At 67.4% G+C, this 12,312-nt stretch carries 15 protein-coding genes; 6 read left to right on the plus strand and 9 right to left on the minus strand.

Going from position 1 to position 12,312, the window contains the following annotated elements; translation table 11 throughout:
- Positions 1–29: 29 nt before the first annotated feature.
- The 6 genes from pafA to ACWZHB_RS15030 all read right to left on the minus strand — a co-directional run bounded on the left by pafA (position 30) and on the right by ACWZHB_RS15030 (position 5,631).
- Entirely contained in the window at positions 30–1,388 is a 1,359-nt protein-coding gene (gene pafA, locus ACWZHB_RS15005; RefSeq protein ID WP_194824832.1) for a Pup--protein ligase, read from the minus strand.
- Between the two features lie 165 nt (positions 1,389–1,553).
- A complete protein-coding gene (gene prcA / locus ACWZHB_RS15010; RefSeq protein ID WP_427908554.1) occupies positions 1,554–2,321 on the minus strand; it encodes a proteasome subunit alpha in 768 nt (255 codons plus the stop codon).
- Complete coding sequence (prcB, locus tag ACWZHB_RS15015; protein WP_427908555.1) at positions 2,318–3,163, minus strand: proteasome subunit beta; 846 nt, start codon at positions 3,161–3,163, stop codon at positions 2,318–2,320. Before prcB ends, prcA begins: the two co-directional genes overlap by 4 nt.
- Positions 3,160–3,354, minus strand: a complete 195-nt coding sequence (locus ACWZHB_RS15020; protein WP_427908556.1) for a ubiquitin-like protein Pup — start codon at positions 3,352–3,354, stop codon at positions 3,160–3,162. Before ACWZHB_RS15020 ends, prcB begins: the two co-directional genes overlap by 4 nt.
- A 120-nt stretch (positions 3,355–3,474) precedes the next feature.
- Positions 3,475–4,974: a depupylase/deamidase Dop gene (gene dop, locus ACWZHB_RS15025; RefSeq protein WP_427908557.1), complete on the minus strand. Its 1,500-nt coding sequence runs from the start codon at positions 4,972–4,974 to the stop codon at positions 3,475–3,477.
- 60 nt (positions 4,975–5,034) lie between these two features.
- Positions 5,035–5,631: a TetR/AcrR family transcriptional regulator gene (locus ACWZHB_RS15030; RefSeq protein ID WP_427908558.1), complete on the minus strand. Its 597-nt coding sequence runs from the start codon at positions 5,629–5,631 to the stop codon at positions 5,035–5,037.
- 92 nt (positions 5,632–5,723) lie between these two features.
- Here ACWZHB_RS15030 and ACWZHB_RS15035 point away from each other — a divergent pair, with 92 nt between their 5' ends.
- Positions 5,724–6,062 carry a hypothetical protein gene (locus tag ACWZHB_RS15035; protein ID WP_427908559.1) on the plus strand — a complete coding sequence of 113 codons (339 nt, stop codon included), beginning with the start codon at positions 5,724–5,726 and terminating at the stop codon, positions 6,060–6,062.
- Between the two features lie 93 nt (positions 6,063–6,155).
- Complete coding sequence (locus tag ACWZHB_RS15040; RefSeq protein WP_427908560.1) at positions 6,156–7,340, plus strand: DUF418 domain-containing protein; 1,185 nt, start codon at positions 6,156–6,158, stop codon at positions 7,338–7,340.
- 3 nt (positions 7,341–7,343) lie between these two features.
- On the opposite strand, the gene ACWZHB_RS15045 is transcribed toward ACWZHB_RS15040, so the two are convergent.
- Positions 7,344–8,069: a TetR/AcrR family transcriptional regulator gene (locus ACWZHB_RS15045; RefSeq protein ID WP_427908561.1), complete on the minus strand. Its 726-nt coding sequence runs from the start codon at positions 8,067–8,069 to the stop codon at positions 7,344–7,346.
- 170 nt (positions 8,070–8,239) lie between these two features.
- On the opposite strand from ACWZHB_RS15045, the gene ACWZHB_RS15050 reads away from it, so the two are divergent.
- From ACWZHB_RS15050 to ACWZHB_RS15060, 3 genes are all read left to right on the plus strand, one after another.
- Complete coding sequence (locus ACWZHB_RS15050; RefSeq protein WP_427908562.1) at positions 8,240–8,539, plus strand: DUF6412 domain-containing protein; 300 nt, start codon at positions 8,240–8,242, stop codon at positions 8,537–8,539.
- 94 nt (positions 8,540–8,633) lie between these two features.
- Positions 8,634–9,518, plus strand: a complete 885-nt coding sequence (gene yidC / locus ACWZHB_RS15055; RefSeq protein ID WP_427908563.1) for a membrane protein insertase YidC — start codon at positions 8,634–8,636, stop codon at positions 9,516–9,518.
- Positions 9,519–9,609: 91 nt separating this feature from the next.
- Positions 9,610–10,161, plus strand: a complete 552-nt coding sequence (locus tag ACWZHB_RS15060) for an NUDIX hydrolase (protein WP_427908564.1) — start codon at positions 9,610–9,612, stop codon at positions 10,159–10,161.
- Positions 10,162–10,183: 22 nt separating this feature from the next.
- Here the strand turns inward: ACWZHB_RS15060 and ACWZHB_RS15065 are convergent, their stop codons facing one another.
- Positions 10,184–10,552, minus strand: coding sequence for an arsenate reductase family protein (locus ACWZHB_RS15065; protein WP_427908565.1), 369 nt, complete (start codon positions 10,550–10,552; stop codon positions 10,184–10,186).
- A 59-nt stretch (positions 10,553–10,611) separates the two neighbouring features.
- Here ACWZHB_RS15065 and ACWZHB_RS15070 point away from each other — a divergent pair, with 59 nt between their 5' ends.
- The gene (locus tag ACWZHB_RS15070) at positions 10,612–11,115 is read left to right on the plus strand and encodes a PNPOx family protein (protein ID WP_427908566.1); all 504 of its coding nucleotides are present in this window, start codon (positions 10,612–10,614) and stop codon (positions 11,113–11,115) included.
- Positions 11,116–11,170: 55 nt separating this feature from the next.
- Here the strand turns inward: ACWZHB_RS15070 and ACWZHB_RS15075 are convergent, their stop codons facing one another.
- Positions 11,171–12,307: an ABC transporter substrate-binding protein gene (locus tag ACWZHB_RS15075; RefSeq protein WP_427908567.1), complete on the minus strand. Its 1,137-nt coding sequence runs from the start codon at positions 12,305–12,307 to the stop codon at positions 11,171–11,173.
- Positions 12,308–12,312 lie beyond the last annotated feature (5 nt).

Raw genomic sequence — 12,312 nt, forward strand, 5'->3', positions numbered from 1 at the left:
TCGTTGGTCCCCCCGTCTGAGGGGTTCGCCTACATCGAGGCGATCAACCGATCGACGCGTTCGTCAACCGACCGGAACGGATCCTTGCACAGCACGGTTCGCTGCGCCTGATCGTTGAGCTTGAGATGCACCCAGTCGACGGTGAAATCACGGCCGGCCTCCTGCGCTGCGGTGATGAAATCACCCCGCAGCTTGGCGCGCGTCGTCTGCGGCGGAGTGTCCACCGCGGCGTCGACAGCGTCGTCCTCGGTGATCCGCTTGGCCAGACCCTTGCGCTGCAGCAGATCGAAGACGCCGCGACCGCGCTTGATGTCGTGGTAGGCCAGATCCAGCTGGGCGATCTTGGGATCCGACATCTCCATGCTGTAGCGATCCTGGTAGCGCTGGAACAGCTTGCGCTTGATCACCCAGTCGATCTCAGTGTCGACCTTGGCGAAGTCCTGCGCCTCGACCGCGTCGAGCGTGCGACCCCACAGGTCCACCACCGCGTCGACCTGCGGATCGCGGTCGCGGTTGCGCAGGTGCTCGACCGCGCGGGCGTAGTACTCGCGCTGGATCTCCAGGGCGCTGGCCTGTCGTCCGCCGGCAAGGCGCACCGGACGACGACCGGTGAGATCGTGGCTGACCTCGCGAATGGCCCGTATCGGATTGTCGAGCGCGAAATCGCGGAACGACACCCCCGCCTCGATCATCTCCAGCACCAGCGACGCGGTACCGACCTTGAGCATGGTGGTCGGTTCGGCCATGTTGGAGTCGCCGACGATCACGTGCAGGCGCCGGTACTTCTCGGCGTCGGCATGCGGCTCGTCGCGGGTGTTGATGATCGGGCGCGACCGGGTGGTCGCCGAGGAGACGCCCTCCCAGATGTGCTCGGCGCGCTGCGACAGGCAGAACGTGGCCGCCTTCGGTGTCTGCAGGACCTTGCCCGCGCCACAGATGAGCTGGCGGGTGACCAGGAACGGGAGCAGCACATCCGAGATCCGGGAGAACTCGCCCGCCCGGACCACGAGGAAGTTCTCGTGGCAGCCGTAGGAGTTGCCCGCGGAGTCGGTGTTGTTCTTGAACAGGTAGATGTCGCCGCCGATACCTTCTTCGGCGAGGCGCTGTTCGGCGTCTATGAGCAGGTCTTCCAGTACCCGCTCGCCGGCCCGGTCGTGGGTGACCAACTGCACCAGGCTGTCGCATTCGGCGGTGGCGTACTCGGGATGCGATCCGACGTCGAGGTACAACCTGGCACCGTTGCGAAGGAAGACATTGGAGCTACGGCCCCAGGACACGACCCGGCGGAACAAGTACCGGGCTACCTCGTCGGGGGACAGCCGACGGTGACCGTGGAAGGTGCATGTCACACCGAACTCGGTCTCGATCCCCATGATTCGTCGCTGCACACTATCGACACTACAGCCATGACCAGTGCCCGCGCGGCGCTCCTGACATCCCATTCGCATACGTGTTCACAACGATTCGGACAGCGAACGACCGCCGCGCACACGACGAGATCGGGCCTGCGAACCGGTGTGATTCGCAGGCCCGATCATGATCGTGACGGTGGGTTATTTCCCCGCGTCGTCGTCGGGTTCGGGCAGCTTCGCCTCTTTCACCGGCTTCGGCGTCGACGCGGCGAGCGCCGACTCCAGGGCGGGGCCCTGCAGCCTGCGGAACGCCCGGCGCGGGCGCTCCTGCTCGAGCGTGGCCACCTCGAGCGAGGACTCACCGAGCGAACGCTTGTCCTTGTCGGCCTCGGGCTGACCGGCCAGCAGTGCGCCGATCGCCACCTTCAGCGCGTCGTCCAGGGACAGACCCGGCTTGTAGGCGGCCTTGAGCTGGGTCAGGATCGGCTCGGTGGTGCCGCCCATGACGACGTACTCACGTTCGTCGACGATGGACCCGTCGAAGGTGATCCGGTACAGCACCGAGGTCGGCGACTGTTCCGGATAGCCCACTTCGGCGACACACAGTTCCACCTCGTAGGGCTTGAGCTGATCGGTGAAGATCGAACCCAGACTCTGCGCGTACAGGTTGGCCAGCCCCCGGCCGGTGACATCGCGCCGGTCGTACTGGTAACCCTTGAGGTCGGCCTGCAGAATGCCACCACGGCGCAGTGCCTCGAACTCGTTGTACTTGCCGACCGCGGCGAACCCGATGCGGTCGTAGAGCTCGCTGATCTTGTGCAGGGTCGCCGAGGGGTTCTCGGCGACGAACAGCACACCTTTGTCGTACACCAGGACCACCACGCTGCGACCTCGACCGATGCCCTTGCGGGCGAGCTCGGTCTTGTCGCGCATGATCTGCTCGGCGGACGCGTAGTAAGGCAAGGTCATGCGCCTGCACCCCCGTTCTGTGCGGCCTCGCGGTCGGCGGCGATCGCCGCGGTGATCGAACCGAGCTGCTCCTCGGACACCTCCACCGCACCGTCGGCGTCGATCAGCACCACCGTCGGGAAGATCCCGCGCAGTGCGTCGGGCCCGCCGGTGGCGGTGTCGTCGTCGGCGGCGTCCACCAGCGATTCGACCGCGATCCGCAGGGCCCGGTCCCGGTCGAGGCCGTGACGGTAGAGCTTCTTGAGCGAGGATTTGGCGAAGGTCGAGCCGGAACCGACCGAGGTGTAGCCGAACCGTTCCTCACTGCGGGAGCCGACGACGTCGTAGGACACGATCCGGCCGGCTTTGTCGGGATCGGTGACCTGGTCGTCGAAACCGACGAGCAGCGGGATGACAGCGAGTCCCTGCATCGCCGCCGGCAGGTTGTCGCGCACCATCTTCGACAACTTGTTGGCCTTGCCGTCGAAGGTCAGCGATACGCCTTCGATCTTCTCGTAGTACTCCAGTTCCACTGCGAACAGTCGCACCATCTCGACCGCCAGCCCGGCGGTGCCCGCGATGCCCGCCGCGGAGAAGGAATCGGTGATGTACACCTTCTCCATGTCCCGGGACGCTACGAGATTGCCCTGGGTGGCGCGCCGGTCGCCCGCGATCAGCACGCCGCCGCGGTAGCTGACCGCGACGATGGTCGTGCCGTGCGGCGCGAAGTCCGCTGCCACGGTCAGCTCCGAGGCACCGGACCTGTTGCCCGGCAACAGGTCCGGTGCGTGCATGCGCAGATGTTCGGTGAACGAGGAGAGAGCCCGCCCCGCATGGAGGCGCAAGGGGTCACCTGAGGTCACTGGCCGCCCTTCTGCACATATGCCCGCACGAAGTCTTCGGCGTTCTCTTCGAGCACGTCATCGATCTCATCGAGCAAGTCGTCGGTTTCCTCCGCGAGCTTCTCGCGGCGTTCCTGCCCTGCCGCGTCTACGCCCTCGGGGCCATCGTCCTCGTCGCCACCCCCGGCGCGCTTGGTCTGCTCTTGTGCCATGGCAGCCGACCTCCTCTTCCTCATCACGATGATCGTGTGTGTCCCACAACCCTACCGAGCGGATCCGACAAGGTGGTCGATAGCGATCGGATTGTCGCGCAGTCGACCCCTCCCCTCGCCTCAGTGGGTGAGCTGTTCGACCAGTTCCGCGGCCGTGCGCGAGGCGTCGAGCAGCTTGCCGACGTGCGCTTTCGTGCCCCGGCGCGGTTCCAGCGTCGGGATCCGGACCAGTGAATCGCCACCGAGATCGAAGATCACCGAATCCCAACTGGCGGCGGCGATATCGGCGCCGAAGCGGCGCAGGCATTCGCCGCGGAAGTAGGCGCGGGTGTCGGTGGGCGGGTTGGTCATCGCGTCGAGCACCTGCTGCTCGGTGACGAGCCGCTTCATCGACCCACGCGCCACCAGGCGGTTGTAGAGGCCCTTGTCCAGGCGCACATCGGAGTACTGCAGATCCATCAGGTGCAGTTTGGGCGCGGCCCAGCCCAGGCCCTCACGGCTGCGCATGCCCTCGAGCAGGCGCAGTTTGGCGGGCCAGTCGAGCAGGTGCGCGGCGTCCATCGGGTCGCGCTCCAGCAGGTCGAGAACCATCGCCCAGTTGTCGAGGATGTCGAGCACGCGCGGGTCGTCGTTGCCTTGGCGGTGGACGAACTTGGCGGCCCGCTCGTGGTAAAGCCGTTGCAGCGCAAGCCCGGTCAGCTCGCGACCGTCCACGAGTGCGACAGTGGCGCGCAGCGTGGGGTCGTGGCTGATCTGGTGCACGGCGGTGACCGGCCGGGCGAGCTGGAACTCCGAGAGGTCCTCGCCGCCCTCGATCATGTCGAGCACGAGCGCGGTGGTGCCGACCTTGAGGTAGGTCGACATCTCGGCGAGGTTGGCGTCGCCGATGATCACGTGCAGTCGCCGGTACTTGTCGGCGTCGGCGTGCGGCTCGTCGCGGGTGTTGATGATGCCGCGCTTGAGTGTGGTCTCGAGGCCGACCTCGACCTCGATGTAGTCGGCACGCTGGGACAGCTGGAAGCCTGCATGATCACCCGACTGACCGATGCCCACCCGGCCCGCGCCACAGATCACCTGCCGCGAGACGAAGAACGGGGTGAGCCCCGCGATGATGTGGCTGAACGGGGTGTCACGGCTCATCAGATAGTTCTCGTGGGTGCCGTAGGAGGCGCCCTTGCCGTCGACATTGTTCTTGTACAGCTGTAGCCGGGGCGCGCCGGGCACGCTCGATGCGTGCCGGGCGGCAGCCTCCATCACCCGTTCGCCCGCTTTGTCCCAGATGACCGCGTCGAGCGGGTCGACGACCTCGGGCGCGGAGTACTCGGGGTGGGCGTGGTCGACGTAGAGCCGGGCGCCGTTGGTGAGGATCATATTGGCCGCGCCGACCTCGTCGGCGTCGATCACCGGGGCGGGCCCGCTCATCCGGCTCAGGTCGAAACCACGCGCGTCACGCAGCGGGGATTCCACCTCGTAGTCCCACCTGGTCCGCTTGGCCCGCGGCAATCCCGCGGCGGCGGCGTAGGCGAGAACGGCCTGCGTGGAGGTGAGGATCGGGTTGGCCGTCGGCTCCGTGGGGGTCGAGATGCCGTATTCGACCTCGATTCCGATGATGCGCTGCATGCTGTCGAGCCTAGGCGACGCGCCGGACACATACCGGCATCTCGGCCCAGCGGGCTCAGTTCAGGCGCGCGGGCGCAGACCGGTCAGCAGCTGTGTGATGTCGCCGCCGGCCTGATCAGGCCGCACCGCAGTGTGTTCCATCAACAGCCGGTACCAGAACAGGCCGAACAGGTGGTCCGCCGCCCGAGCCAGGTCGATGTCCGGGGCGAGCTCACCGCGTTCGATCCCGCGCGCGAGCATGGCCACGACCACAGCCCGCCGGGATTCGATCCATTCCCGGAAATGCCGCGCGAACTCCGGATCGAGCTGTGCCTCGGCCATCATTCCGCGCAAAGCCTGTGCGCGAACAGGGAATTCGGTGACGCGATAGAGCTCGGTGACGAATTCGACCAGGTCGGCCTCGACCGCGCCGGTGTCGGGCTCGGGCATCCGCCGGGCGACCGCGTCGCCGTAGGCGTCCATGGCCAGTTCGGCGCGCGACCGCCACCAGCGGTAGATGGTGCTCTTGGCGACGCCCGAGCGCGCCGCGACGCCCTCGATCGTCATCCGGCCGTAGCCGTGCTCTTCCAGGATCTCGGCGCTGGCCCGCAGCACATCGGCGCGCGCCGCGTCGCTTCGTACCCGTCCACCGGTCCGCGCACCCGCGGTGTTACCCATGTCACCTCCGCGTCGACTTTTCGACCACTCTAGTTCGCTGCTATCGTCAATTCAAACGCTACGGAGCGTTTCGGTAGCGCAACGTGCTGCGCATGCACGAGCAGTACGAGGGCACGCCCTTCGCCGGTGCGGTACTGGTGTCGGCGTCGGCGCACGAGGTCGGCTACGACATCCTCGCCGAGTTCTTCGACGGCCCCTTCGACTGGTCACGCATCCGCGCCGCCGCGGGCGAGTTCCGGCTGCTGTCGGCGATCGACGACCCGGTCAACGCCGCCGGCCCGATGGAGCATGTCGAGCTCCTGGTCCGCGGTCTCGGCGCCCGCGCCGTCGTGCTGCCGAGCGGCGGGCACCTCGGCGCCTTCGCCGACGACCACATCGACCTGCCGGAGGCGCTCACCCTGGCGGAAGAGGTGCTGGCACACCGCGGCTGAGCGCCGTCGGCCCCCGAGGTCCCCCTTCGGACGGACCTCGGAGTGGTCCTCGCGGGCGATCCGCTCGGCCGGGCTGATCGCGATACTCGGATCATGAGCGAATCCACTCAGCAGATCGCCAGCGACGTCGCGAACCGCCACGGTCGGCTGATCGCGCTGGATGTACTGCGCGGCATCGCGATTCTGGGCACGCTGGGCACCAATGTCTGGATCTTCACCGACCCGGCCGGGCTGATCGGGTACCTCGATAATCTCAGTGCCTCGGCCGGGACCGGCTGGGAGTGGACCGAGCGGGTGCTCCAGCAGCTCGCGCAGGGCAAGTTCCTCGGTTTGCTCACCGTGATGTTCGGGATCGGCCTGGCCATCCAGCAGGATTCGGCTCGCCGCGGTGGCAGGCGCTGGCCGGGCAAGTATCCGATCCGGGCCGGCTTGCTGGTCCTGGACGGGCTGGTGAACTTCCTGCTCGTGGCCGAGTTCGATGTGCTGATGGGCTACGCGTGCACCGGACTGGTCGTCGCGTATCTGCTCGCGACCAGCGAACGCGCACAACGCCGTTGGGTGATCGCGGCGACGGCCGTGCACGTGACTCTCCTGACTCTCATCGCCGCCGCGCTGGCCTACGAGCCCGAGGGTGGGCGTGCCACCACCACCGACCTCGACCCGAATCCCTATGCGGACGGATCGTTCTGGGATCTGGTGCTGTTCCGGATCGACAACGCCATCGCGTTCCGCGTCGAGGCGATCTTCGTCTTCCCGATGTCGGTGGCACTGTTCCTGGTGGGCGCCCACCTGTACCGGGCGGGTGTGTTCCGGGCAGAGGGCGCGCGAATTCGCCGACGGCTCATGGTGATCGGCTTCGGTGTGGCCGCGCCGCTGGACTTCACGGTCGGGGTGTTCGGCGGCGGCGATCTGGTGCTGTTCACCCGCTACGGCACCGCGCCGTTCGTCGCGCTCGGCATTCTGGCCGTGGTCGCGCAGTTCTACCTGCGCAGGCCGACGGTGGGATTCGCGGGCGCGCGCCTGAGCGAGGTCGGGCGGACCGCGCTCAGCTGCTACATCCTGCAGAACCTGATCGCCGGAATCCTGTGCTACGGCTGGGGATTCGGGTGGGCGGCGCGGGTGCCCGACACCGCGCGGGTGCCGTTCACGATCGGGATCTACCTCTTGGTCGTCGCCCTGATCGTCGGGTTCGCCCACCTGTGGCTGCGCCGCTTCGAGCGCGGGCCGGTGGAATGGCTGTGGCAGCGCACCTACCGCCTGCTGGCCCCGACGGGCTGAGGATCAGCGCAGCCGCTCGCCGGGCGGTGGGGCCGCATCCGGCGCGATGAGCAGGTCGGCGATGAGCGAATCCCGTTGCAGCGGAACACCGAGACTGCGGGCATTGCCCTCGAACAGCGACAGCACCGACTCGGTCAGAATGCCCTGCACCTGCTCGGTGGTGAGCACCGACTCCGGCTCCGCACGCCAACTCGCCACCACACCATCGACGAGACCGACGATGCCGAAGGCCATCGGCCTGCCTCGCGCGGGTTCGATGCCGAAGCGGGCCAAGCTGGCCGCGAAGATGTCGGCCAGCTGGCCACTGACCGCGCGTCCGGCGCCGCTCAGGCTCGGTGCGCCCTGGGGTGCGGCGTCACCGAGGAAACGGTGCAGGTTCGGGTGACGCTCGATCCAGCCGAGGTAGGTACCGATGGCGCCGCGCACGGCGTCCTTGAGCGTGCCGTCAGGCTGCAACGCGGGCAGCAACTCCGCGAGCAGCAGTTCCAGGATCCGCTGACGCGCCAGTGCGTCGAGTTCAGCCCGGCCACCGACATGGCGGTAGACCACCGGTCGCGGCAGGGCCAGATGTTCGGCGATCAGCTGCACCGAGATCTCGAGACCGTGTTCCTCGATCACCTCGATGGCGGCATCGATCATCTCCGCACGACGGCGCTCTTTGTGGCCGTGCCAGCGGGTGGCGCGGCCGTCACCTGCGGTCTGATCGGCATGCGCGGATGGTGCAGTCACAGCGCCAACGATACGCGCGTCAGAATTGACCGTGACACCGCGTTCCATCAACATAAGTGTTACTTGCGGTAACACTTAGTGCGCGGTGTGCCCCCTGGGATGTTCGCATACTACCCGATCCGTTCCTTCGACACGCAGGTACGGCGGCGAGCACCGGTATGCTCGGTGACATGCAGGCACGGGCGATGGTGATGGCGTACGCGGTTCTCGCGTGCGTGCTGCCCGCCTTCGTGCTCATCGCCATGCCAGGTAGCGAGGCCACGCGCATGCTCGCGTTCGGCGCTGTCGCCGCCGCGATGGTGTGTGCGCTGGTCGCGGTCACCGGCCGCGGCCAGCTGCCCGTTCGGGTCGCGTGTGCCGGTCCACCCCGGTCGGCGCAGCGCCGATTGCGCGGTTCCTTTCTGCGACAGAGCAATCCGAATGCCGCCGGTCGACCACGTCCACGAGCTCCGGGGATCGATCACCACTGACAGCTGCCGCCCCGTCGGCGCCGCCTGTCGGATTTCGTGATCCCACTCCCCCTTTCGCGCGTTCGCGCGCGCTGCACGGACAGGTCGTCCCGCCATGCTCGATGTCATCTATTACCCCGTGTCCGCGGTGCTGTGGTGCTGGCACCAACTCTTCGCCGTTCCACTCGGCCCGGCCAGCGGTCTCGCATGGCTACTCGCCGTCATCGCGCTGGTCGTCACCGTCCGCGCGCTGCTCGTGCGCACCGCTCTGCGACAAGCCAGATCCCAGAAAGTCCTGCGTGCACTGCAACCGCAGATGGATACCATCCGTCGCACCCATCGCGACGATCCGCGCGCCCAGGCCGAGAAGATCCGGCTGCTGCATCGCGAGCACGGCGTCAGCATGTTCGCCGGTTTCGTTCCGCTGATCGCACAGGGGCTGGTCTTCCTCGGCCTGTTCCACGTGCTGCGCTCGTTCGATCGAACCGGCACCTACGCGGTCGGTCCGTTCGCCTCGACGGACAGCCCACTGCCGGTCGAGGTGAACAGCGCCACCGCGAACTACCTGTTCGGCGCACCCGAGGTCCGCGCGTTCCTCGACGCCAGATTGTTCGGCGCGCCACTGTCGGCGACGCTGTCCGGCGCGGGCGAGGTGTTCGTCGCGGTTGCCGTCCTCGCCGTCCCGCTCGTGCTGATCGCCGCCATCGCCACGCACGTCACAGCTCGGCTCACCCCGCCGGCCGGCGACAACAGCACCGCCACGATCATGCGAAACCTGTCGCTGTGGGTGTTCCCGGCGGGCGCGCTGATCGGCGGTGCGATCCTGCCCGTTGTCGTGCTCACGTACTTCGCCACCAATGCGCTCTGGACCTGCGGCCAGCAGTACCTGATCCGCCGCACCATCGACGCCGAAACCGCCGCGGAAAAGGCGTTGGTCACGACCGCGGCCCGCGCCACCGCACCGCGACCGGGGGTGAAACCACAGCGCCGCAAGCGATGATCGGCCGGCGGACTCCGGCCTGGCCGGCCTTGTGCGCACTCGCGGCCGGTCACCGCCACCTTTCACCTCTCGCGGCGGTTACCCTCGGGCGGTGTCAGCGAATCCGGAGGACGAACTGCTCGCCGTCTACAACGCCGAGGGGCTGGTGATCGGCGAGGCCGATCGGGGCACCGTCTACCGCGAGGGCCTGTGGCACGCGAGCGCGGGCGTCCTCGTGCGATCGACGGACGGAACCCGCGTCTACGTCCATCGGCGTACCGACACCAAACTCGTTTTCGCCGGCATGCACGACTGCCTCGCGGGCGGTGTGGTCGACGCGGGCGAGAACCCGTCCGACACCGCGATCCGCGAACTCCGGGAGGAACTCGGCATCACCGTCCCCGTCGGCACCGTACTTCCGTTGCGCGCCACCGCATCCTGGGACGGCGACTGGGCGGGCCGCGCGCTGCGCTGTCACCTGTTCGGGTACGAGTACCGCTGCGACGGTCCGATCGTCCACCAGCCGTCCGAGATCGCGGACGGCTGGTGGTGGACCGATGCCGAACTGCGTGCGCGCCTGCGTGATCCGGCGTGGCCCTTCGTTCCCGACACACGGGCCGTCCTCGACGGCCTGCTCGCCGGCGACGGCGAGCGCTCCCGCTGAATCAGCGTTGCCATCGCGAAGATCAGTCGAGCGCGCGCAGCGACTCCTCGTCGCGGGCCACCACCGCGCCGCCGTCGGCGGTGAGCACGATCGGCCGCTGGATCAGCTTCGGATTCTCGGCCAAAGCACTCAGCCACCGCTCCCGATCAGCGTCGGTGCGGCCCCATTCCGCCATGCCGAGGTCCTTGGCGATCTGCTCGCCGGTGCGGGTGATGTCCCACGGCTGCGCCCCCAACCGCATCAGCACCGCCCGCAGTTCCTCGACGGTCGGCGGATCGTCGAGGTAACGACGCACGGTGTACTCCACCCCGGCCGCATCGAGGTGTGCGGTGGCATTGCGGCTTTTCGTGCAGCGCGGGTTGTGCCAGATCTCGGTCTGCCCAGATGTCATCTTCGCAGCGTAAATCACGTGCGCTGCGGGGCCGAGTAGCCCGTCGCGATACTTGACCCATGAGCGATACCGCATCCCAGGAAAACCCTTACGGCACACCGACGACCACCGGCCCCGAGCCGATCCGCCCGTTCCAGGACAAGCTCAACACCCTCATCCGCGGTCTGCTGAAGGTGCCGGTCCTGTCCGGTATCGTCGGCAAACGCCTGGCCACGCTGCACGTCGTCGGCCGCAAATCCGGCGCCGTCTACGACGTTCCGGTGGCCTACACCGTGTACGAGGACACCTTGCTGATCGGCACCGCGCTGCGACCGTGGGTGAAGAACCTGCAGGGCGGTGCGGAGCTCAGCATCTCGCGCGGTGGCGCCCCCGAAACCTTCGCCGCGACCGTGTACACGGAGGAAAAAGACGTCATCGAGCTGTTCGCGGTGATCGCACGCGACAACAAGCAGAACGCGAAGTTCAACGGCATCGGCTACCTCCCCGACGGCGAGCCGTCCAAGGCCGACATCTACCAGACGTGGCAGCAGGGCGGTGTGGTCATCGGACTCACCCCGCGTTGAGCACTCCCGCGGCGGCCCATCAGCAACTCCGATAGGCCGCCGTGGCTGGGACCTGCTACTTACCGCCCTCGGTCGGGGTGACCTGCGCGGGCTGGTAGCTCGCGCCCGTCACGTCCACGCCCGCGGCCTTCAGCTGGTCGAGAGCCTTGGTCACGTACTCGGTGGTATAGGCGTCGGAGCCGGGGTCCTTGGTGAGAACCGTCGCGCCCTCGGCGTTCTTGGTGTTCCTGGCGATCGAGACCGTGCGATCCCATGCGGTCTTGTCGATGGTGCCGATGCCCGCGGGTGCGGGCCAGATCAGCTTGTTCACTTCGTTGATCTGCCACTGCTGGTGTCCCGCACCGAGAGTGGCGCCCGCGGCGACGGTGATGTCGCGGCATTTGTCGAGATTGTCCCGGCAGAACGCCCAACCCTGCAGCGAGGCGACGAGGAACTTGACCGTCTGGTCCTGATACTCGCTGTCCTTCAGCTTCTCGGTGTTGGCCCACAGCGCGTCCTGGAGCATGGCCACACCTTCGTCGTTCCAGTCGATAGTGCTGAAATCATCTGCGGTGTACAGCTTTCCGGTGGCCGGGTTCTTGGTTTCGAGCAGCTGGGCGTACTCGTTGTAGGACATGGCCTGGGCGGCGGCGATGTCCTTGGCCAGGAAGGCGTTCATGTCGAACTGCTGCTGGACCAGTGTCACGTCCTTGGCCGGATCGATGCCCGCCTTGGTCATGCCGGCGAAGAGCTCGAATTCGTTGCCGTAGCCCCAGTTTCCGACGGTCTTGCCGCGCAGCGCGGCGGGACCGGCGATATTGTCGGCTTTGAACGAGACCTGCTTGGTACCCGATTTCTGGAAGATCTGCGCGATCTCGGTGATCCCGGCGCCCGCCTCGCGCGAGGCGAGGGCCTTGGGCACCCAGGCGACCGCGTAGTCGGCCTGTCCCTGGGCGAGCACCGTCTGCGGCACGATGTCGGTGCCGCCGTCGAGGATCTCGACCGACAAGCCCTGTTCTTTGTAGAAGCCCTGGTCCACGGCGGCCAGATAGCCCGCGAATTGCCCCTGCTTGAACCATTGCAGTTGCAAGGTCACCTTGGTGAGGCCGTCGGCGGTCGTCTCGGATTCGGTGGTACTACAGCCGGTCAGCGCGGCGGCGGCCACGGCGGCCGCAGCCACCGCGCTACCCAACCGGAGTGCGGTCTTGCTCATGGATG

This window comes from Nocardia sp. FBN12 (genome assembly GCF_054031145.1).

What these genes read in the sequence shown, in the direction of transcription:
- ACWZHB_RS15070 (WP_427908566.1), top strand. Translation starts at nt 10,612, where the DNA reads ATGAGCGATACCGCATCCCAGGAAAACCCTTACGGCACACCGACGACC.
- ACWZHB_RS15065 (WP_427908565.1), bottom strand. Translation starts at nt 10,552, where the DNA reads ATGACATCTGGGCAGACCGAGATCTGGCACAACCCGCGCTGCACGAAA.
- prcA (WP_427908554.1), bottom strand. Translation starts at nt 2,321, where the DNA reads ATGACCTTGCCTTACTACGCGTCCGCCGAGCAGATCATGCGCGACAAG.
- yidC (WP_427908563.1), top strand. Translation starts at nt 8,634, where the DNA reads ATGCTCGATGTCATCTATTACCCCGTGTCCGCGGTGCTGTGGTGCTGG.
- ACWZHB_RS15035 (WP_427908559.1), top strand. Translation starts at nt 5,724, where the DNA reads ATGCACGAGCAGTACGAGGGCACGCCCTTCGCCGGTGCGGTACTGGTG.
- dop (WP_427908557.1), bottom strand. Translation starts at nt 4,974, where the DNA reads ATGCAGCGCATCATCGGAATCGAGGTCGAATACGGCATCTCGACCCCC.
- ACWZHB_RS15020 (WP_427908556.1), bottom strand. Translation starts at nt 3,354, where the DNA reads ATGGCACAAGAGCAGACCAAGCGCGCCGGGGGTGGCGACGAGGACGAT.
- ACWZHB_RS15050 (WP_427908562.1), top strand. Translation starts at nt 8,240, where the DNA reads ATGCAGGCACGGGCGATGGTGATGGCGTACGCGGTTCTCGCGTGCGTG.
- ACWZHB_RS15030 (WP_427908558.1), bottom strand. Translation starts at nt 5,631, where the DNA reads ATGGGTAACACCGCGGGTGCGCGGACCGGTGGACGGGTACGAAGCGAC.
- ACWZHB_RS15075 (WP_427908567.1), bottom strand. Translation starts at nt 12,307, where the DNA reads ATGAGCAAGACCGCACTCCGGTTGGGTAGCGCGGTGGCTGCGGCCGCC.
- ACWZHB_RS15040 (WP_427908560.1), top strand. Translation starts at nt 6,156, where the DNA reads ATGAGCGAATCCACTCAGCAGATCGCCAGCGACGTCGCGAACCGCCAC.